Source organism: Flavobacterium sp. DSR2-3-3 (assembly GCF_049896585.1).
In the GTDB taxonomy this organism is placed as follows: Bacteria; Bacteroidota; Bacteroidia; order Flavobacteriales; family Flavobacteriaceae; genus Flavobacterium.
The window spans coordinates 59,819-80,015 of sequence record NZ_JAFCUP010000004.1 but is presented as its reverse complement, the minus strand read 5'-3'; the positions used below and the strand labels follow the sequence as shown (position 1 = coordinate 80,015).

20 protein-coding genes are annotated in these 20,197 nt (G+C 35.0%); 11 read left to right on the top strand and 9 right to left on the bottom strand.

Annotated features, from left to right (window positions below):
• Positions 1 to 21: 21 nt before the first annotated feature.
• Complete coding sequence (locus ACP7AQ_RS06810; RefSeq protein ID WP_426094914.1) at positions 22 to 624, bottom strand: trimeric intracellular cation channel family protein; 603 nt, start codon at positions 622 to 624, stop codon at positions 22 to 24.
• A 162-nt stretch (positions 625 to 786) separates the two neighbouring features.
• On the opposite strand from ACP7AQ_RS06810, the gene ACP7AQ_RS06805 reads away from it, so the two are divergent.
• The 7 genes from ACP7AQ_RS06805 (at position 787) to ACP7AQ_RS06775 (ending at position 8,963) form a co-directional block, all read left to right on the top strand.
• On the top strand, positions 787 to 1,572 hold the full coding sequence (locus tag ACP7AQ_RS06805) for a TrmH family RNA methyltransferase (RefSeq protein WP_426094913.1): 786 nt from the start codon (positions 787 to 789) through the stop codon (positions 1,570 to 1,572).
• Positions 1,573 to 1,663: 91 nt separating this feature from the next.
• Complete coding sequence (locus ACP7AQ_RS06800) at positions 1,664 to 3,211, top strand: serine hydrolase (protein ID WP_426094912.1); 1,548 nt, start codon at positions 1,664 to 1,666, stop codon at positions 3,209 to 3,211.
• A 99-nt stretch (positions 3,212 to 3,310) separates the two neighbouring features.
• Positions 3,311 to 5,533, top strand: coding sequence for a RelA/SpoT family protein (locus ACP7AQ_RS06795; RefSeq protein WP_426091558.1), 2,223 nt, complete (start codon positions 3,311 to 3,313; stop codon positions 5,531 to 5,533).
• Between the two features lie 116 nt (positions 5,534 to 5,649).
• On the top strand, positions 5,650 to 6,132 hold the full coding sequence (locus tag ACP7AQ_RS06790) for a Fur family transcriptional regulator (RefSeq protein ID WP_426064337.1): 483 nt from the start codon (positions 5,650 to 5,652) through the stop codon (positions 6,130 to 6,132).
• A 31-nt stretch (positions 6,133 to 6,163) separates the two neighbouring features.
• A complete protein-coding gene (locus ACP7AQ_RS06785) occupies positions 6,164 to 7,435 on the top strand; it encodes an adenylosuccinate synthase (RefSeq protein ID WP_426091557.1) in 1,272 nt (423 codons plus the stop codon).
• Between the two features lie 65 nt (positions 7,436 to 7,500).
• Positions 7,501 to 8,082 (top strand): GDP-mannose pyrophosphatase NudK, encoded by a 582-nt coding sequence (gene nudK, locus ACP7AQ_RS06780; protein WP_426091556.1) that lies wholly within the window; start codon positions 7,501 to 7,503, stop codon positions 8,080 to 8,082.
• Positions 8,082 to 8,963, top strand: coding sequence for a DMT family transporter (locus ACP7AQ_RS06775; RefSeq protein ID WP_426094911.1), 882 nt, complete (start codon positions 8,082 to 8,084; stop codon positions 8,961 to 8,963). Before nudK ends, ACP7AQ_RS06775 begins: the two co-directional genes overlap by 1 nt.
• A 303-nt stretch (positions 8,964 to 9,266) precedes the next feature.
• Here the strand turns inward: ACP7AQ_RS06775 and ACP7AQ_RS06770 are convergent, their stop codons facing one another.
• The 3 genes from ACP7AQ_RS06770 to ACP7AQ_RS06760 form a co-directional block, all read right to left on the bottom strand.
• Positions 9,267 to 9,905 carry a peroxiredoxin gene (locus ACP7AQ_RS06770; protein ID WP_426094910.1) on the bottom strand — a complete coding sequence of 213 codons (639 nt, stop codon included), beginning with the start codon at positions 9,903 to 9,905 and terminating at the stop codon, positions 9,267 to 9,269.
• A gap of 235 nt (positions 9,906 to 10,140) precedes the next feature.
• Positions 10,141 to 11,352: an MFS transporter gene (locus tag ACP7AQ_RS06765; RefSeq protein ID WP_426094909.1), complete on the bottom strand. Its 1,212-nt coding sequence runs from the start codon at positions 11,350 to 11,352 to the stop codon at positions 10,141 to 10,143.
• Between the two features lie 52 nt (positions 11,353 to 11,404).
• The gene (locus ACP7AQ_RS06760) at positions 11,405 to 12,316 is read right to left on the bottom strand and encodes an AEC family transporter (protein WP_426094908.1); all 912 of its coding nucleotides are present in this window, start codon (positions 12,314 to 12,316) and stop codon (positions 11,405 to 11,407) included.
• Between the two features lie 166 nt (positions 12,317 to 12,482).
• Between ACP7AQ_RS06760 and meaB the strand changes: the two genes are divergently transcribed.
• On the top strand, positions 12,483 to 13,574 hold the full coding sequence (meaB, locus tag ACP7AQ_RS06755; protein ID WP_426094907.1) for a methylmalonyl Co-A mutase-associated GTPase MeaB: 1,092 nt from the start codon (positions 12,483 to 12,485) through the stop codon (positions 13,572 to 13,574).
• Between the two features lie 4 nt (positions 13,575 to 13,578).
• On the opposite strand, the gene ACP7AQ_RS06750 is transcribed toward meaB, so the two are convergent.
• The 4 genes from ACP7AQ_RS06750 to ACP7AQ_RS06735 form a co-directional block, all read right to left on the bottom strand.
• Positions 13,579 to 13,809, bottom strand: a complete 231-nt coding sequence (locus ACP7AQ_RS06750) for a hypothetical protein (RefSeq protein WP_426094906.1) — start codon at positions 13,807 to 13,809, stop codon at positions 13,579 to 13,581.
• Between the two features lie 32 nt (positions 13,810 to 13,841).
• Positions 13,842 to 14,069 carry a hypothetical protein gene (locus tag ACP7AQ_RS06745; RefSeq protein WP_091204000.1) on the bottom strand — a complete coding sequence of 76 codons (228 nt, stop codon included), beginning with the start codon at positions 14,067 to 14,069 and terminating at the stop codon, positions 13,842 to 13,844.
• Between the two features lie 53 nt (positions 14,070 to 14,122).
• The gene (locus ACP7AQ_RS06740; protein WP_426094905.1) at positions 14,123 to 15,031 is read right to left on the bottom strand and encodes a prohibitin family protein; all 909 of its coding nucleotides are present in this window, start codon (positions 15,029 to 15,031) and stop codon (positions 14,123 to 14,125) included.
• A gap of 71 nt (positions 15,032 to 15,102) precedes the next feature.
• Positions 15,103 to 16,485 carry an MATE family efflux transporter gene (locus tag ACP7AQ_RS06735; RefSeq protein WP_426094904.1) on the bottom strand — a complete coding sequence of 461 codons (1,383 nt, stop codon included), beginning with the start codon at positions 16,483 to 16,485 and terminating at the stop codon, positions 15,103 to 15,105.
• Between the two features lie 224 nt (positions 16,486 to 16,709).
• Here ACP7AQ_RS06735 and ACP7AQ_RS06730 point away from each other — a divergent pair, with 224 nt between their 5' ends.
• A complete protein-coding gene (locus tag ACP7AQ_RS06730) occupies positions 16,710 to 17,291 on the top strand; it encodes a hypothetical protein (RefSeq protein WP_426094903.1) in 582 nt (193 codons plus the stop codon).
• A gap of 55 nt (positions 17,292 to 17,346) precedes the next feature.
• Here ACP7AQ_RS06730 and ACP7AQ_RS06725 read toward each other — a convergent pair whose 3' ends face one another.
• Positions 17,347 to 18,225: a PPK2 family polyphosphate kinase gene (locus ACP7AQ_RS06725; protein ID WP_426094902.1), complete on the bottom strand. Its 879-nt coding sequence runs from the start codon at positions 18,223 to 18,225 to the stop codon at positions 17,347 to 17,349.
• A 196-nt stretch (positions 18,226 to 18,421) separates the two neighbouring features.
• On the opposite strand from ACP7AQ_RS06725, the gene ACP7AQ_RS06720 reads away from it, so the two are divergent.
• Entirely contained in the window at positions 18,422 to 19,258 is an 837-nt protein-coding gene (locus ACP7AQ_RS06720; protein ID WP_426094901.1) for a DUF6929 family protein, read from the top strand.
• Between the two features lie 129 nt (positions 19,259 to 19,387).
• A complete protein-coding gene (locus tag ACP7AQ_RS06715) occupies positions 19,388 to 20,104 on the top strand; it encodes a 3-ketoacyl-ACP reductase (protein WP_426094900.1) in 717 nt (238 codons plus the stop codon).
• Positions 20,105 to 20,197 lie beyond the last annotated feature (93 nt).

The window sequence follows — 20,197 nt, the reverse complement described above, 5'->3', positions numbered from 1 at the left end:
CTTTGTGAAAGTAATCAATTTTTAATTATGTTCTAAAGTGGGCAAATACCATTTGAATTTTACGGCCATAAAACGAACCGAAATAATAACAATTGAAGTCGTTAAGTATAAAATATCATTATCTAAATTCAATTTTCGAAGCAGGAAAAAAACAATCCCGCCCAAAATACAAATCGTGGCATAAATTTCTCTTCTGAAAATAACCGGAATTTCGGTGCACAAAATATCACGAATCACACCCCCAAAACAGGCCGTCATGGTCCCTAGGGCAATACAAACAACTGGATGAAGCCCAATATTAATTCCTTTTTCAAGACCAATTAAAGTAAAAACACCTAATCCAATCGTGTCAAATAAAAACAAAGAAGTTCGTAATTTGTCGAATTTTTTTCTGAAAAGTATTGCCAAAACAAACCCAATAATGATTACATAAACATATTTTAAGTCAAGCATCCATCCTACTGGCGTTCTGCCAATCATAATGTCTCGGAGGGTTCCGCCCCCAACCGCAGTTACAAATGCAATAATAAAAACCCCAAAAGGATCCAGTTTTTTATTCATGGCGGTCAATGCGCCTGACATGGCAAAAGCCATCGTACCGATGATGTCAAGTAAGTGAAACATTAGAATTGCAATTTTGACAAAAATAACGAAAATACTCGTGAAAAGAGCTAGAAATACCTTCTATTAATCAATATGTTGCTCCCAGAAAAATATTCGAATCGGATTAGAAAACTGGATTTTCTCTATGTATCTTTGTAGCTATTAATTAAATAGTTGAACGTCTTGAAACAAATCACTTCGATACAAAATCCATACATAAAATCCTTAGTGCAATTGCAGGAAAAATCAAAAGCACGCAAACAATCCGGTACTTTTTTAATGGAAGGAAAACGAGAAATTTCGATAGCTGTCAAAGGTGGCTACGAAATGGAAACGCTATTGTTTCTCCCTGAAATTTGTTCGGAAACTGACGCTAAAGAATTATCAGAAAATGCAGAATTAATTGAAATCAACAAAGAAGTCTATCAAAAGCTGGCTTACAGAGATACTACCGAAGGAATTTTGGCCGTAGCCAAAACCAAATCGATGCAATTATCCGATTTGAAATTATCCGAAAACCCTCTAATTCTTATTGCCGAAGCACCTGAAAAACCAGGAAATATTGGCGCTTTATTGCGAACTGCAGATGCTGCTAATCTTGATGCGGTGATTATTGCCAATCCAAAAAGTGATTTATACAATCCAAATATTGTACGTTCCAGCGTGGGCTGTTTGTTCACCAACCAAATCGCAACCGGAACTACATCTGAAATTATTGCTTTTTTGAAAGAAAGAAACATTAATTTTTATTGTGCAACTTTACAAAATTCGACTTCGTACCATACGCTGGATTACACGACTCCAACCGCATTAGTCGTGGGAACGGAAGCTACTGGATTAACTGAAGAATGGCGAAAAGAAGCGACCCAAAATATTATTATTCCGATGCAAGGAGAAATCGATTCTATGAATGTTTCGGTTGCCGCAGCCATCTTAATTTTTGAAGCCAAAAGACAAAGAGGGTTTTAGATTTTAGATTGCAGATTAACGATTTGAGATTGCAGATTTAAAAGTAAATACTAATAAAGACATACCCATTTTATAAAATACTATAGATACTATGAAAAATAAATTATTCATTGCAATAGCATTGATTTCAAGCACTCTTTCTTTCGCACAAATTAGTTCGATTCAAGTGGATGAACTAGTCAACCGTACCTTAAAAACATTTAATGTTCCTGGAATTGCAGTGGCAATAGTTAAAGACGGAAAGATTATTCACGCCAAAGGATACGGTGTAAAATCAATTTTAACGAATGAAAAAGTGGATGCAAATACGCTTTTTGGAATTGCATCCAATAGTAAAGCCTTTACAAGCGCCGCTTTGGCAATGTTAGTAGATGAAGGAAAAGTAAAATGGGACGACAAAGTCATCAAATATCTTCCTAATTTCAAGATGTATAATGAGTATGTAACTAATGAGTTTACGATTCGGGATTTATTGACACATCGCAGTGGACTCGGACTTGGCGCTGGAGATTTGATGGTTTGGCCTGACGGAAGTAACTTTACGGTACAAGATATCATTCAGAATTTACAATATTTAAAACCGGTTTCAGCATTTAGAACACAATACGATTATGACAATTTATTATACATAGTGGCCGGAGAAGTCATTCACGTAGCAAGCGGTTTGAGTTGGTGTGATTTTGTAGAAGAACGCATGATGAAACCCTTGAAAATGGAGCATAGTGTGGCTTCTTTTTTACGTTTAAAAGACACAACAAACATCATTGCACCTCACGTTCCTATTGACGGTAAACTAAAAGTAATCAAACGCTACCAAAACCAACTTTTTGATGCGGCTGCCGGCATTTACTCCAGTGTAAATGATTTGAGTAAATGGACCATTATGCAAATGAACAACGGGAAATATGGTGCTGATAACAAGCAATTATTTTCTAAAAAAGAACATGCCGAAATGTGGCAATTGCAAACCATAATTCCTGCAGTCACAAGACCTCCTTACAATACTCATTTCAGTGGGTATGGACTGGGCTGGTTCCTGAGTGATGTAAAAGGATACAAACAAGTAACGCACACTGGCGGTTTAGAAGGAATCGTTACTCAAGTCACGCTTTTACCGGAACTGAATCTGGGAATTATTGTATTGACCAATCAGCAATCAGGTGCCGCCTTCAGAGCAATTACCAATACTATAAAAGACAGTTATTTAGGAATTCAATCCGAGGATTATGTGACTAATTATAGTACTAGTCTAAAAGAAAACGAAGCCTCTGCTGACAAAGTAACTGATGAAGTTTGGGCAACCGTAGCCAAGAATAAAAAAGACAAAATCAAAATTGATTTTAAAAGCTATACAGGAACATACCAAGACAATTGGTTTGGTGAAGTAGTACTTTCAGAGAGAAAAGGACGATTGTATTTTGCTTCGAAACGCTCTCCACAACTTACTGGCGAAGTTTTTTTCTATAAGGACACTAATTATGTTGTCAAATGGGACAATGCGTATTTCCATGCGGATGCTCATTTGTTTTTTGAATGTGATGCCACTGGAAAAGCAGTAAGATTAACCATGAAACCCATTTCTGAGCTAACTGATTTCAGTTATGATTTTCAAGACTTGGATTTTAGTAAAGTGCAATAATCATGTTGAATGTCAATTTTGTTATTTACACACCGAAGCCCTTTTTTACTTGCACATCTCCCAATTAATTTCTATTTTTAGGAATTGAACCATGCCGTTATGATAGAAATTGATATAGAAAAAGAAAATAAAGCAATTGCTCAAGAATACAAAGAATTACTTCGTATAAGCTACCAAACATTAAGTGATGATGATAAAAAACTCATCCGAAAAGCATTTGATGTTTCTGTGGAAGCACACAAAGAACAACGACGAAAATCCGGTGAAGCTTATATTTTCCATCCGATTGCTGTGGCAAAAATTGTCGCTTCTGAAATAGGTTTGGGTGCTACATCCATTGCTGCTGCTTTACTGCACGATGTTGTAGAAGATACGCCAACTACAGTTCAGGATATCGAACGTTTGTTTAATCCAAAAGTGGCTCAAATCGTTGAAGGATTAACAAAAATATCAATGGTGCAAAGAGATTTGAATGTGTCCATGCAGGCAGAGAATTTCCGTAAAATGATATTGACCCTGAATGATGATGTTCGCGTTATCCTCATTAAACTCGCCGATCGGTTGCACAACATGCAAACCATGGATTCGATGCAGGAAGACAAGCAGACAAAAATTGCATCGGAAACCTTGTACATTTACGCTCCATTGGCGCATCGACTGGGCTTGTACAACATTAAAACCAAACTGGAAGACTTAGGTTTGAAATATACGGAACCTGCAGTATACAATGAAATTGTCAGCAAAATAAAAGAAACTAAAGAGGAACAGGATGCTTATATAAAAGACATTTCGGATGTATTGAAAAGCTCATTAGACGCTGAAGGAGTTGATTACATTATAAAAGGACGCCCAAAATCAATCTATTCTATTCGCAGAAAGATGCAGGCGCAAAACGTGAGTTTTGATGAAGTATACGATAAATTTGCGTTGCGTATTGTATACAAATCAAATCCACATGAAGAAAAATTTGTTGCGTGGAAAATATATTCAATTGTTACGGATCACTACAGACCAAGTCCAAGCCGATTGCGCGACTGGATTTCATCACCAAAATCAACCGGTTACGAAGCCTTGCACATTACCGTTATGGGACCAAAAGGCCGATGGGTTGAAGTACAGGTTCGAAGCGAACGTATGGATGAAATTGCTGAGAAAGGATATGCCGCACATTACAAATACAAAAACGGAGGTACCGAAGAAAGTGGTTTGGATGTTTGGTTAAATTTATTAAAAGAAGCTCTAGAAAATTCTGAAACAAATGCGGTAGATTTTGTAGAAGATTTCAAAATGAATTTATATTCCAAAGAAATCTTTGTTTTTACACCAAAAGGAGAAATAAAATCATTGCCAAAAGGCGCCACTTCGCTAGATTTTGCGTTTAGCATTCACTCCGAAATAGGAATTCGAACTAGAGGAACGCGTGTCAATGGAAAATTAGTTCCTTTGAATTTCGTGTTAAAAAGTGGCGATCAAATAGAAATTATTACTTCTCAACATCAAAAACCCACCGTTAACTGGCTGGATTATGTAACGACTTCGAGAGCGAAAACGAAGATAAAAAACGTTCTAAACGAAAACACCAAAAAAATTGGTGAAGAAGGAAAAGAACTGCTGACTCGAAAATTAAAGCATCTAAAAATAACGTTGAGCGAACAAGTGATCAACGAATTAGTCAACTTTTTCAAATTAAAAACAAGCTTAGATTTATTTTACAGAGTGGGAATTGGCGCGATCGAAAACCAGCAACTCAAAGATTACGCTGCGCAAAAGAGCAATACTTTCATTAATTTCTTCAAAAATAAAATGAAACGCTCACCAAGCACCACTTCTGATGATGATATTCACAAACCAATTATAAGCAGCAGTTATGACATGCTTGTTTTTGGTAAAGAACATGACAAACTCGATTATAAACTATCGCCGTGCTGCAACCCAATTCCGGGTGATGACGTTTTTGGTTTTGTAACTATTAATGAAGGAATAAAAGTGCATAAGAAAGATTGTCCAAACGCCATCGGCATGCAGTCAAATTACGCGTATCGAATCATGTCAGCAAAATGGATTGATTCTTCTCAAGAAGAGTTCAAAGCCATCATAAACATTACCGGTATGGATGTTTTAGGGCTTACCAACCAATTGACAAAAGTGATTTCGAATAACATGCATGTAAATATTCAAAGTATTTCTTTGAGTACCGATGCAGGAATTTTTCATGGTCAGGTAGCCGTGATCGTTCAAAACAATACCATTTTGAAAAAAATGATTAATAATATCAAAAAAATTGACGGAATTGATAAGGTTACCAGAGTTTATAAAACTTAGAAAAGTTTCAAGTTTCTCTGTTAGAAATAGGTTCTCCAACTTGAATCCGAATAAACTTGAAACTAAACAAACCGGAAACTTTAAACTTTAAACTAAAAAATTTATCTTTGCCAGATATGACACTCATTTCCACCGATAACACCAAAAACCAAGAAATTGTAAAAAATGTTTTTACAATGTATCTTGAAAAAAAAGGACATAGAAAAACTCCTGAACGCTATGCTATCCTTCAGGAAATTTATGACAGCGAAGAACATTTTGATGTAGAGAATCTTTATATTAAAATGAAAAACAAAAACTATCGTGTGAGTAGAGCAACTCTTTACAATACTATTGAATTATTATTGGACTGTGCTTTGGTGCGCAAACACCAATTTGGACAAAATCAGGCTCATTACGAAAAATCATATTTTGACAAGCAGCACGATCATATAATAATGACTGATACTGGTGAAGTAATTGAGTTTTGTGATCCTAGAATTCAAAGTATCAAAAAAACAATCGAAGAAATATTCGATATAGAAATCACCAACCACTCGCTGTATCTCTATGGAATCAAGAAACAAAAAAACAACTTGGACGAAAAAGATCGTCTGTAAACATAAAAACTAACTACAAATAACATTCAGAATGACGGTAGATTTATTACTAGGATTACAATGGGGAGATGAAGGAAAAGGAAAAATTGTTGATGTTCTAACTTCAAATTATGATATTATTGCTCGTTTTCAAGGAGGTCCAAACGCAGGACATACTTTAGAATTTGATGGAATAAAACATGTTCTTAGAACTATTCCTTCCGGTATTTTTCATAAAACTGCTATAAACATCATTGGAAACGGAGTTGTAATTGATCCTGTAGTTTTTCAAAAAGAAATCGAAGGTCTTGAGAAATTTAATTTAGACATCAAGAACAAATTAATCATTTCCAGAAAAGCGCATTTAATTTTACCAACACACCGTTTATTAGATGCCGCTTCTGAGGCTTCAAAAGGGAAAGCAAAAATTGGTTCTACTTTAAAAGGAATTGGTCCAACATACATGGACAAAACCGGAAGAAACGGAATCCGTGTGGGTGATATTGAATTAGAAGATTTTGCAGATCGTTACAGAGCTTTGGCTGATAAGCATGAAGCAATGATCAAATTTTACGATGTTGCTATCCAATATAATTTGGAAGAATTAGAAAAAGAATTTTTTGAAGCTATAGAAGAACTAAAAAAATTAGATTTTATCGACAGCGAAGAATATTTACACCAAGCTCAAAAAGCTGGTAAATCAATATTATGTGAAGGCGCTCAAGGTTCATTATTGGACGTTGATTTTGGAACTTATCCATTTGTAACATCCTCCAACACCACTGCTGCTGGTGCTTGTACCGGTTTAGGAATTGCTCCAAATAAAATCAAGGAAGTATACGGAATTTTTAAAGCGTATGTAACACGCGTAGGAAGTGGCCCGTTCCCAACAGAACTTTTTGACGAAGATGGCGCTACAATGGCAAGTGTAGGAAACGAATTTGGATCAGTAACCGGAAGACAAAGACGTTGTGGCTGGTTAGACTTAGTAGCGCTTAAATATGCTGTTCAAGTCAATGGTGTAACGCAATTAATGATGATGAAAGGCGATGTTCTTTCTGGATTTGAAACTTTGAAAGTATGTACCGAATATAATTACAAAGGAGAAAACATTTCTCATTTTCCTTATAATATCGAGCCAGAAAATGTAACTCCAGTTTATCAGGATTTCAAAGGATGGAAACAAGATTTGACAGGCATGACAACTTATGATGAATTGCCTGTAGAGTTGAAAGATTATATTGCATTTATTGAAAAAGAAGTGGAAGTTCCAATCAAAATAGTTTCTGTAGGTCCAGACAGAAAGCAAACTATTCTAAAATAAGATTATGACGAAACGCTCTGAAAATTCAGAGCGTTTTTTTTTAGTTTAAAACCCAATACAAGCGAATGAAAAATCCAGCTATCAAAATACAAAAAACCGAATTGCTCTCCGACAATTGGTACATCTTAAACAAAGTTACTTTTGATTATCAAAAAAAAGACGACTCTTGGATAACCCAAAAAAGAGAAGTCTATGATAGAGGAAATGGCGCTGCTATTTTGCTTTATAACACAAAACAAAAGACAGTTATTCTAACGAGACAGTTTCGCTTACCAACGTACCTTAACGGAAATGAAACCGGAATGATGATTGAGGTTTGTGCCGGACTTCTGGACCAGGACAATCCCGAGCAATGCATCATTCGCGAAACAGAAGAAGAAACAGGATACCGCATTTCTAAAGTCAAAAAAGTAATGGAAACCTACATGTCTCCCGGTGCCGTTACTGAAATCTTGTATTTATTTGTGGGCGAATACGACGAATCCATGAAAGTGAGTGACGGTGGTGGAGTAGAGCATGAAGAAGAAAATATAGATGTGATGGAAATGGCATTTGACAAAGCCTATTCTATGATTGAATCTGGTCAAATGCAGGATGCAAAGACGATTATGTTATTACAATATGCAAAAATTCATAATTTGGTTTAATGAACAATACAACGAAAGGAGTTTTATTTGCCTTATTCGCGACCATGCTTTGGTCAGTAAATATGGTAATTGCCAGTGGCTTAAAAGGTCATATTCCTCCTGTTGGATTGGCTTTTTGGAGATGGACACTTGCTTATATTGTTTTAGCTCCATTTGCCATAAAAAGTACTATTAAAAGTTTCAAAATTGTAAAAAAACATATTCGGTATCTTTGTATTACCGCTGTTTTAGGCATTACAATTTTCAATACGCTAATTTACTTTGCAGGAAAAACAACAAGCGCAGTCAATTTATCATTAATCGCCATTTCAATTCCGTTATTTATTGTGGTACTCTCCAGAATTATTTTTAAAGAGAAAGTGTCCAATATAAAAATAGTGGGAATTGCAACCATAATCACTGGGGTTCTAATACTGATTTCCAAAGGTTCATTGCAAGCAATACTCCACATCAACTTCACCATTGGGGATTTATTGATGCTTGTGGCTTGCTTTTTTTTCGCCTACTACACCATATTAGTCCGGCAAAAACCAGAGGAATTAACGACTAAAGTATTTTTGTTTAGTGTATTTTTTATTGGTACGATTGTACTGCTCCCTTTTTATATGTATGAACACATCTATTATCAAAAAGTAATTTTTGACACTAAAACTGTATTGGTAACTGCTTATGTCGGCATCTGCGCTTCACTAATTTCTTATTATTTATGGAACGAAGCCATTCGAATGATTGGAACATCAAAAACAGCTTTAATTTACTATTTGATTCCGGTATTTAGTGGGATCTTGGCGTATTTTTTTTTAAATCAAGCGATTTTACCGACGCAAATTATCAGCATGGCAATCATTATTTCAGGGTTATTTATTTCCAATAAGAACTAACAATTCACTCTTTTTTACTACTAAACTAATTTATGATTTTAACAATGTCATTTGCACTTTAAGAGTATTAAAAAATTGAAAATTTAATTTTTTAAAATTATTAGTTAATACTTATTTAGGAAATTAAAAGTAATTACAACAATGAGAATAATTACTGACAAGAATTGTAGAAGAAGTTATTGATTCCATTAAAAAACTGCACTGTTTTACTTTAGTTACTACTTGTTCCTAAATGCATAAAAAAAGCAGAATGAAAAATAAATTCATTCTGCTTTTCTATTCATAAAGTGTTCTAAGAATTTACTATTTATTAGGTTGTGGTGTCATTCTTAAATACGGTTTTACCCTATCGTAGCCTTTTGGAAATTTAGCGGCAATATCTTCATCTTTTATCGAGGTCGAGATCACTACCGCATCTCCATCTTTCCAGTTCGCGGGTGTGGCTACGCTGTATTTAGCTGTCAATTGCAAACTGTCAATTACACGCAATAGTTCGTCAAAATTTCTACCGGTTGATGCAGGATACGTCAATGTTAATTTTATTTTTTTATCTGGTGCAACAATAAAAACAGAACGAACGGTGAGACTCTCATTTGCATTAGGATGAATCATATCATACAATTCAGCGATATGCTTGTCTTCATCAGCAATTATTGGGAAATTCACAGTTGTATTTTGAGTTTCATTGATGTCTCTTATCCACTCCATGTGGGAATCTACACCATCAACGCTCAAAGCGATTACTTTTACATTTCTTTTTTCAAATTCAGGATAATAATTCGCAACAGTTCCTAACTCAGTAGTACAGACTGGTGTAAAATCAGCCGGATGGGAGAATAGGATTCCCCAGGAATCTCCTAACCAATCATGAAAATTTATTTTTCCTTGTGACGTTTCTGCTTCAAAATCAGGAGCAATATCGCCTAATCGTAATGTTGCCATAGTAATTTAATTTATTGATTAGTAACACTGTAAGATATTGAAATAAAAGCAATAAAGGAGAAAATCAATCTTAAAATTGTACTAATTTTTATGAAAATCAGAAAGTAACACTTCCAAAATAATACTATTAGCAGACCAAACGCCATAGCCCTGATCGAAGCGGCATCCTTTTGTTTTTTTCTTTAAAAAACAAAAGATACAGTGCAGAGCAGGAGAAAGCTCCTGAAAAGAAGTCTTATTTTTTCTTTAAATTAGGTAGAAAGAGCGCTATAATCCCTATCAAAGGCAGATAGGCACAAAGATAATACACGTAAGTTATGCTGGTGTGATCCGCAAGATTTCCCAATAAAGCGGAACCCAAACCGCCCATTCCAAAGGCAAAACCATAGAAAAGACCAGAAACCATTCCGAGTTTTTTAGGCAATAATTCTTGTGCATAAACCAAGATTGCCGGAAAAGCAGAGGAGATTATGATTCCAATTAAGATCGATAAAACGCCTGTCCAAAACAAATCAACATAGGGCAACAATAAAGTAAAAGGTGCGGCTCCCAAAACCGAAAACCAAATCACATATTTCCTTCCAAATTTATCGCCTATTGGTCCTCCGATCAAAGTTCCAATGGCACAAGAGGCCAAAAATAAAACCAAATGAAATTGTGCTTCCTGTACCGATAATCCAAATTTTTCAATTAAGTAAAACGTAAAATAACTGGACATACTTGCCATGTAAAAGAATTTCGAAAATATCAAAACCAACAAAATTGTCACTGAAATAATAATGGTTTTTTGGGACAAATTAGGCAAATCGATTACGGCTTTTTTTGCACTTCTTAAACTCAAATGATTTTGATACCAGAGTGCGATTCTACTCAAAACAATCAATCCAATAATGGCTACCACCACAAACCAAATGATGTAATATTGTGAATTTGGTACAACAATCAAGGCTACTAATAAAGGTCCGATTGCAGTTCCGGCATTCCCTCCCAGCTGGAAAATGGATTGTGCCAAACCACGCTTTCCACCAGATGCCAAAAAGGAGATTCGGGACGCTTCAGGATGAAAAATGGAAGAACCTATCCCAACTAATATAACCGAAACTATGATCATTGAAAAACTGGAAGCATACGATAAACATACAATTCCGGATAAAGTAAAGAGCATTCCGAAAATTTGAGAAAAAGGCTTTGGTCTTTTATCTGTATACAAACCTACTAAAGGCTGCAATATAGAAGCTGCCAACTGATACGCCAGGGTGATTAATCCGATTTGTGTGAATGTTAAATTGAAATTTTCTTTTAAAATAGGATACGCAGCCGGTATAACCGACTGTAATAAATCATTTAATAAATGGGCGAATGCAATGGAAAATAATATAGAGTAAACAGTTTGCTGAGCAATCGGACTTGTATCATTTTTTGATACATTATTAAGAGATGAATTCATATTTCTAAAAAACTATATTACTAATTATTGGTTCAAATTGTTTCTAAACAGTTTAAATATATTGAACAACAAAATACCAAAATAATAAGGTGATAAACGATAATGGGATTCCAAAACCAATCATCATACTGCATAAACGGGGCTTTAAACCGTGAGTAGAAGCTAAAATACAAGCAGTAATCATGGGTGCCATCGCTGACTCCAATATGGCAACTTGAATGATTTTAGAATGTTGTTGCAAAATTACGACATACAACACGTAAATGAGAGCTGGAGTCAATATTAATTTATACAAAAGTCCCAATCCTAAAAACTTCCAATGCTGACTTTTCCGGTCAAAACGCAGTTGCAAACCAACAGAGAGCAATGCCAAAGGTGTCACGCCACTTCCCAGTTTTTGCAATAAAAACTGAACATATTCATGGAAATCGAAATTGAAAACATTCATCAAACAGGCAATCAAAAAAGTTATAAATGGAGGGAATAACAGAATCTTCTTGGCAATCTGAAAACCATTTGGATTGCCACTGGAATATAAAGTTGCTACTAGTATTCCTAATGTGGAAAGTACCACAAAAGAACCCGGTTGATCGACTAAAATAGCCGTTTTCAAACCTTCTTCTCCGTACAATGCTTCAATTATTGGAAAACCTAAAAAGGAAGTATTACCCAAACCTGCTGTTAATATTAAACAACCAATAAGTTTATTAGACCATCCAAATTTGCTGCCTAAGAAACTAAAAAATATATAGGATACTGCAAATCCAATCCAAGCAACTCCAATTGGATATAACAATTCAGTAGTCCATTTTATTTTTGGAATATAATACAGGGCGAGAGCAGGAAGACAGATGTAAATAACAATCTTGTTTAACAACTTATAAATACTTACAGGAAACCCTTTTATATTTTGGAATAGAATTCCAAGGAATAGGAAAACAAAGATTAAGATGAAGTTGGTCATAATACAGCAAAGATATTGACTAATAAGAAATAAAATGAATTCAAAAAAATAAAATTTGTGATATATACTCCGCAAAAGAGGAACCATCAAAATGAAATGACATTTTAAGAGAATGACCGTCTATTCAAGATAGTTTTTATTATTTTTACTATTCTAAAAAATTATTTTGCCAAATAAAAAACAAACTCCAAGCGCATTAAATGAAAAACCCGGAATTTCTGCTCCAGAAATTATCAGCGCTGTTGCTGTTGGGCATATTCAGCAATTTAGAAAAATACAACCTTCGGCAAAAGAACTTTTTAAAGGAATTTTAGACGAAAATATTACTGCGCTTAGCCGTGCGATTACTTTAGTTGAAAGTACAAATGTCAATCATTTGGCTAAAGCCAATGAAGTAATAAATGCCTGTTTGCCTTATGCTAAAAAATCTGTCAGGATAGGAATTACAGGTGTCCCAGGCGTTGGAAAAAGTACCTTTATAGAAGCTTTTGGAAAATACTTGACTAGTTTAGGAAAAAAAGTAGCCGTACTTGCCGTTGATCCTAGCAGCACGATTTCACATGGAAGTATTTTGGGTGACAAAACCCGAATGGAAGAACTGGTTAAAGACAAGAATGCTTTTATACGACCATCTGCTTCGGGGGAAACATTAGGTGGTGTTGCTCGAAAAACCCGTGAAACCATTACGCTTTGTGAGGCCGCCGGTTTTGACACCATCATCATAGAAACCGTTGGTGTAGGTCAAAGTGAAACCGCAGTTCACAGCATGGTTGATTTTTTTCTTTTATTAAAAATTTCTGGTGCCGGCGATGAATTGCAAGGCATTAAACGCGGCATCATGGAAATGGCTGATGCTATTGTCATCAACAAAGCGGATGGTGACAATATCAAAAGAGCGCATCTTGCCAAACTGGAATTTAATAGAGCTCTGCATCTTTTTCCTGCTAAAAAATCAGGTTGGACTCCTACAACTGCTGCCTGTAGCGCCATAACTCATGAAGGAATACCTGAAGTTTGGGAAACCATTCAAAAATTTCTGGAACTGACAAAAGGCAATAATTATTTCTTTGAAAAGCGAAAAGAACAAAACCAATATTGGATGTTGGAGACCATTAACGAGCAATTGAAAACCAATTTTTACAATAATTCGGAAATTCAAAAATCATTGGATTCAACTAAAAAAGCGGTGCAGAATGATGAAATTTCACCCTTTGCAGCCGCTCAAAAATTATTGGAAAAGTATTTTAAAAAAGACTAATATATTACTTTACGATCTTTCGCTCTATATAGGTTTCGTAACCATATTTTAGCATTGTTATACCAATGACAATAGTTAAAAATTTACCTATAACGTAACCTACAGCGTGTCCATATTTGTAAGCGTCTCCAAATTTTTCAACTGGTCTAATTTCAAAAGGCAAAAAATTATAAACACCACCTATTAAGAACATTGTGCCAAAAATAAACATGAAATACACAAGTACATTTTTCATTTAAATAGCAATAAAGTAAAACAAAAAATTATCTACTCTTCGTAAAGTTTGATTTCTCTGTCATAAAACTCATTGGCAAGAACGATTAACCCTTCCATTTCAGCATTTAATTCTGCTTCGTCAAGGTCTTCAGCTTCTTCCATAAACTCTACCTCATCATCTTTTAAATTAATGATAAATCTTGGGTAATCAAGGTGTATGATGAAAATATCTTCGGGAAAATCAGTGTTATCGCCCAGTAAAAATTTTGGTAATTCCATTTTAGTATTGTTTTATTGATTTGATATTGAGTTATTTTAATATTGAAAAAAAACTATTTGTTCGAAAGAATTATGGGTGTGTTTCGGCTGCCATTCATAAAAATAATCTTGGTATTAGTTGACGCTGCAAGTTCTTTCTGCGCTTTTATTTGCTCATACTGTAATTGCTTATCTGTTAATCCTGTTGAAATGATACGTTGATAATCAGCAATACCTTGCGCTTCTACTCGCTTACGCTCTGCTTCTTGTTTTTCTTTTTGAAGCACAAATGTCATTTTTTGGGCATCTTGCTCGGCATTAATTTTACTTTCGATAGAAGCTTTTACCGATGCTGGAAGGTTTATATTGCGTATCAGCAATTGCTCTAAAATCAAACCTCTTGATTTAAAATCGGCTTCAATTGTTTTAAATATACGCTGCTGAAATTCATTCCTTTTAGTAGAATACAAAGCTACGGCATCATAATAAACAGCATTGTCACGAATACGAGTTCGGGTAACAGGACGAACAATTTTGTCACTGTAGTTCATGCCAATTTCTTTTAGAATTTTTGGAGTAGCTTCTGGAGATACTCTAAACAAAACGGTCAAATCTATAACGACTTCAAGTCCATCATTTGACAACACACGAATGGCGTCATCACCAGATTGAGCGCCTTCGTTATGAACCGCAGACATGGTGTAATTTTGGGTTTGAATATCAAATTCTGTCACATCCATAAGCGGATTTATCAAACTCAATCCACTTTGTAAAATGTCGGTTTGAACGCTACCATAAAGGGACTTTACTCCTACTTTTCCAGCGTTAATTTGTTTGAACATAGATGAGAAAATTCCTAAAACAACCACAAGTACTCCAATGATTTTAAGACTACCTGAGAACTTAGAGAAAGAATTTAGATTGCTTTTTAAGATGAAACTTAAAATTAAAAATAGTATTCCTAGAATAATTAATAGTAACATTTTTTTATTGGTTTGGTTAATATTCTTGTTGTACGAAAATTCGAATGAGAAGTTACAGCGTACGAAAAATTTTATTCTTTATGATTTTGTATAACTAACTTTCTTGTCAATCTCGCAAAGCGAATATACAAAAATAAAGCGGCAGCGGTTAATCCTGCCAGAAGTCCGATCCAGATTCCAACGGCTTTGAGTTCCGTATATTTTCCTAAATAATAGGAAATAGGAAAACCTATTACCCAATACGCAACGAAGGTTATGTACATGGGAATTTTTACGTCTTGTAAACCCCGTAACGCTCCCAAAACTACGACTTGAATTCCATCCGATATTTGGAAGATAGCCGCAATCAATAGCAATTTTGACGTGATTATGATAATTTCTTCATTATCCAGCATTTGAGCTGAATCATTCATATTTAAGAATAAATGCGGTAAAAAATTATGAAACACCACAAATATTATCGCAAAGAAAGTTTCAAGTATAATCGCCAATAGAAAAATAGATCTTGCCACAACAATCAAATTTTTATAATCGTTCATTCCTTTGGTATGACTCACTCGGATCATTGCAGTAACACTTAATCCCATAGCTACCATAAAGGTGGAGGAAGCTAAAATAAGTGCAATCTGATTGGCAGCCTGGCTATTTTTACCCAAAGAACCGGAAAGCCAAATCGCAGCGGTAAATAACGTTACTTCAAATAACATTTGCATTGCTGACGGCAAACCAAGATTAATGATTTTTTTCAAAATTGATTTTCGGATTTCTTTGAAGCTAAAGTTTTTAAAATATTTTTTCAAAGCTGAGTTTCGTTTCATCAGGTAATGCATAAAAACTACCATCATTATTCTGGACAAAACAGTTCCTAATGCTGCCCCCAGAATTCCTAATTTTGGAAAAATCCAAATCCCATAAATCAGTACGTAATTAAAGAAGATATGTACCACGTTTGCCATCAAAATAGCATACATCGAATATTTTGTTTTGGTTAAACCATCTGCAAATTGTTTATATCCCTGATAGATAATCACCGGAATCAAAGAAAACGCAACCCAATCAATATATGGAGCGGCCATTTCAGCGACTTCTTTGGGTTGGTGCATCAAATACATAATCTGTTTTGAAAGCACCGTCAAAATAAACAATGCCACGCCTAAAACCGTACATAAAAGCAGTCCATGGTGAAAAGTGGTACGGATTTTTTGATCGTTTTTTTCAGCATCAGCCTCAGCAACTAACGGAGTAATTGCGGTAGAAAACCCTATCCCTAAGGACAAAGCAATAAAAATGAAGCTATTACCAAGTGAAACGGCCGCCAACTCCGTAGACCCCAATTTTCCTACCATGAAATTATCAACAATACCTATTAACGTATGCCCTAACATTCCCAAAATTACAGGATAAGCCAATGTTATATTATAAGAAAACTCTTTGAAGTATTTAGATAAATTCACTTTTTGTCTTTTTTTGGACAAAGATAATTAGAAGCTTTGAATTGTGTTGATACAATTGCATTTTAAACAGCTGTTTTTTTAATTTTCAGTCAATATAACAAGGAATTCTATAACAAATCGACATAATTATATAACTTTTTAAAAACTACTAAACTTATTTTTGCACTGTTGTTTTACGCCAAACAAAACCCATTAAAACAACTAAAATATTAAAAAATACAATTATGAAAATCGCAGGAAAAATTAAATTCGCATTAGCACTTACTATCTCAATGATGTTTGCTAACAATGTGGAAGCTCAGGAAACAAACAAAGCAACAAATTACGATCAAGGATTCCGTTTAGGATTTGGTGCAAATGCAGGATATTCAGTTAATGATCCTTACAAATTGGCACTAGGAGCTGATGTTAGAGGTCAATATGATTTATCAGAAAGATACTCTTTAACGTTGACTACAGGTTACACTAATTTATTTGTAAGCAAAGCTGATGGGTTTCCTGGCCAAACAGAAGGAAAAGATTTAGGTATCATCCCAGCAAAAGCGGGTTTTAAAGCTTTTATTTGGGAAGACCAATTTTACGTTATGGGAGAAGCTGGTGCAGCATTTGCAGCAAGTAATGTAGACAATACCAGAGACAAAACTTCTTTATTGTTATCTCCAAGTATAGGTTATGCTTCTAAATACATAGATATTTCTTTGAACTATACACATTACAATCATTTTGATCGTTTAAACAGTAACGGTTCTCTTGGTAGAGGAGTTGGACAAGTAGGTATTCGTTTAGCTTATGGTTTCAAACTATAAACGCACAAATCATGTTATAAAAAAATGCGCTGAAATTCAGCGCATTTTTTTTGGTCTATTCTTTTTTCAACAGGTCTTTATACAATTCAAAATTAGCTTTTACCTTTTCGTCTAATTTCGGTTCTTTGATGTCAGTATATTTTTGCATTTCTTCCCAGATAATTTTGGCCACAACATAACGCGCCATTTCCTTATCGTCTGCAGGAATAATATACCAAGGCGCATTTTCGGTAGCCGTTTTATTAATCGTTTCCTCATAATACTGCATGTATTCATCCCAATGTTCGCGTTCTTTCAAATCTCCGGGTGAAAATTTCCAATGGTGCTCCACTTCTTCCAATCTTCGCAGCAAGCGTTTGCGTTGCTCTTCTTTACTCAAATGAAAATAAAATTTCAAAACAATAGTTCCGTTTTGCGTGATGTGCTTTTCAAAATTATTTATTTGCTCCAAACGGTTTTGCCAAAACTGTGGCGTAATGTCTTCTACCTTTTCAATTCCTGGCAAATTTTCATTCAAAATATATTCCGGATGCACGCGAGTGTACAAAACATTCTCATAATGCGTTCTGTTAAATACTGCAAATTTTCCTTTTTCTGGCAAAGCCAAATAATGTCGCCACAAATAATCGTGTTCCAGTTCCGTTGAATTGGGAGTTTTAAAACTGTGCACCTCTACACCGCGCGGATTAAATTCCTTAAAAACTTCCCGAATCAGACTATCCTTACCCGAGGTATCCATCCCTTGCAAACAAATTAAAACGCCGTATCGATTGTGCGCGTACATCACATCCTGCAACTCGCTTAATTTCGCCTGAACTTTATCCAGTTTTTCCTCTTTGGCATCATCACTGGCTCCATTGAACAAATTAGTAGGGATTTTGGCTAATTCAATTTTGCCAATCACTTTAAAATCATTGGGATTTACAGACTTCATAACAAATAATTTATCTTTGTAAACTCAAATATAACAAATTATAAAGATTAATCCTGATGAATTTCAGGAGCATTTTCCAGCTATTCGTTGCAATCTTTCTAGTCCTGAACTTGTTTCAGGATCCTGAAACAAGTTCAGGACTAGAAAGGATTTCCACTATTATCTGGGCTAGGCAATGCTTTTCAAAACACATACTATGGGAAAATTCACACTCGAATTACTGTTTCAAATCATCGGTATTGGTTCCGCATCCGGACTCATTTACAAAAACAATTCGCTATTAATTATAGGTGACAACAGCGGTTTTCTTTACGAATACCAAATGGATTCCCATGATTTAAAACGCCATCCGTTACTTAAAAATCCTACAGAGAACACCCTAAAAAAAGACAAAGCTGATTTTGAAGCCCTAACCGATTTTGGAGATAGTCTGTATGTTTTTGGTTCTGGTTCTACCCAAAAAAGAAACAAAATGATACAAGTCAACTCCAGCACTAAAAAGGTGATTGCCACAAATGACATCGCCGATTTGTATGCCGTAATGCAAAATTTTGGAGAAATTAAACCTGAAGATTTCAACATCGAAGGCGCCATCTACAATGGCGAAAGTTGGTTTTTATTGAATCGCGGCAACGGCAGTTCCAATAAAAATGTCCTTTTCACCATCAAAGGAAAAAACCTTGCCAACGACTTCACTATTCTTTCGAACACCTACATACTTCCTAAAATAAAAGGAGTACGCAGTAGTTTTACCGACGGAATTTTAGTCGATGACAGTATTTATTTTTTGGCGACAGCCGAAGATACCGAATCTACGTATGATGATGGCGAAGTTCTAGGAAGTCTGATTGGGAGCATTAACCTGAAAACCATGAAAATCGATTTCACTAAAAAAATTAGCAGCACCCATAAATTCGAAGGATTATCTTTATACGCCAATTCAAAAGAGAAAATCGAGTTCTTGCTTTGTGAAGACAAAGATTCCGAGGTTTTAGAAACGGCTATTTACAAACTGACTTTGGACAAAAAATGATGTTTCTTTCGACCTAAATAACATAACGTTAAATTTAGATTAAATAGAAAACCAAAATAGATTTAAAATGTAAAACGTATTACTTTTACAGTAAACTCAGCCTTGTAAAGGCATTAAATAATTAAAAAAATGACAGACTTAAAAAATAAAAATGCCCTAATTACCGGCGCTGGAAAAGGAATTGGAAAAGCGATTGCTTTGGCATTAGCCAAAGAAGGCGTAAATGTAATTTTGGTCGCCAGAACACAGGAAGAAATAGACAGTGTTGCGGCAAAAGCCCGTTCGTTAAGAGTAAAAGCATTGGCAATAACCGCTGATGTTGCTGATATCATCTCGGTTAATACCGCCGTTGAAAAAGCATTGGCTGAATTTGGAACCATTGATATTTTAATCAACAACGCTGGAATAGCTGCTTTTGGAAAATTCCTAGAATTAGAACCCACAGATTGGGAACGTATTATACAGGTAAACTTAATGGGAACTTATTATGTGACTCGCGCTGTTTTGCCCAATATGATTGAAAGACAAACTGGTGACATCATCAATATTTCTTCAACATCAGGATTAAGCGGAAATGCATTAACGAGCGCTTACAGTGCTTCTAAATTTGCAGTTTTAGGATTAACCGATTCTTTGATGCAGGAAGTGCGTAAGCATAATATTCGGGTAACGGCATTAACGCCAAGCACGGTTGCCACTGATATGGCCAAAGAATTAAAATTGACTGATGGAAATCCTGATACAGTTATGCAAGCTGAAGATATGGCCGAATTAATCATCGCGCAACTCAAATTAAACCGACGCGTATTTGTCAAAAATAGCAGTATTTGGTCTACGAATCCATAATGCCATTTAAATAAAGAAAATGACAAAACAAATTGTCTAAAAAAAATCTGCAAAAATCTACAAAATCTGCGTGCTGAAAATTTTTCACGCAGA

What these genes read in the sequence shown, in the direction of transcription:
- ACP7AQ_RS06730 (WP_426094903.1), top strand. Translation starts at nt 16,710, where the DNA reads ATGAAAATCGCAGGAAAAATTAAATTCGCATTAGCACTTACTATCTCA.
- ACP7AQ_RS06790 (WP_426064337.1), top strand. Translation starts at nt 5,650, where the DNA reads ATGACACTCATTTCCACCGATAACACCAAAAACCAAGAAATTGTAAAA.
- ACP7AQ_RS06810 (WP_426094914.1), bottom strand. Translation starts at nt 624, where the DNA reads ATGTTTCACTTACTTGACATCATCGGTACGATGGCTTTTGCCATGTCA.
- ACP7AQ_RS06775 (WP_426094911.1), top strand. Translation starts at nt 8,082, where the DNA reads ATGAACAATACAACGAAAGGAGTTTTATTTGCCTTATTCGCGACCATG.
- ACP7AQ_RS06785 (WP_426091557.1), top strand. Translation starts at nt 6,164, where the DNA reads ATGACGGTAGATTTATTACTAGGATTACAATGGGGAGATGAAGGAAAA.
- ACP7AQ_RS06765 (WP_426094909.1), bottom strand. Translation starts at nt 11,352, where the DNA reads ATGAATTCATCTCTTAATAATGTATCAAAAAATGATACAAGTCCGATT.
- ACP7AQ_RS06740 (WP_426094905.1), bottom strand. Translation starts at nt 15,031, where the DNA reads ATGTTACTATTAATTATTCTAGGAATACTATTTTTAATTTTAAGTTTC.
- ACP7AQ_RS06760 (WP_426094908.1), bottom strand. Translation starts at nt 12,316, where the DNA reads ATGACCAACTTCATCTTAATCTTTGTTTTCCTATTCCTTGGAATTCTA.
- ACP7AQ_RS06725 (WP_426094902.1), bottom strand. Translation starts at nt 18,225, where the DNA reads ATGAAGTCTGTAAATCCCAATGATTTTAAAGTGATTGGCAAAATTGAA.
- ACP7AQ_RS06800 (WP_426094912.1), top strand. Translation starts at nt 1,664, where the DNA reads ATGAAAAATAAATTATTCATTGCAATAGCATTGATTTCAAGCACTCTT.
- ACP7AQ_RS06795 (WP_426091558.1), top strand. Translation starts at nt 3,311, where the DNA reads ATGATAGAAATTGATATAGAAAAAGAAAATAAAGCAATTGCTCAAGAA.
- ACP7AQ_RS06715 (WP_426094900.1), top strand. Translation starts at nt 19,388, where the DNA reads ATGACAGACTTAAAAAATAAAAATGCCCTAATTACCGGCGCTGGAAAA.
- ACP7AQ_RS06745 (WP_091204000.1), bottom strand. Translation starts at nt 14,069, where the DNA reads ATGGAATTACCAAAATTTTTACTGGGCGATAACACTGATTTTCCCGAA.
- nudK (WP_426091556.1), top strand. Translation starts at nt 7,501, where the DNA reads ATGAAAAATCCAGCTATCAAAATACAAAAAACCGAATTGCTCTCCGAC.
- ACP7AQ_RS06750 (WP_426094906.1), bottom strand. Translation starts at nt 13,809, where the DNA reads ATGAAAAATGTACTTGTGTATTTCATGTTTATTTTTGGCACAATGTTC.
- ACP7AQ_RS06720 (WP_426094901.1), top strand. Translation starts at nt 18,422, where the DNA reads ATGGGAAAATTCACACTCGAATTACTGTTTCAAATCATCGGTATTGGT.
- ACP7AQ_RS06770 (WP_426094910.1), bottom strand. Translation starts at nt 9,905, where the DNA reads ATGGCAACATTACGATTAGGCGATATTGCTCCTGATTTTGAAGCAGAA.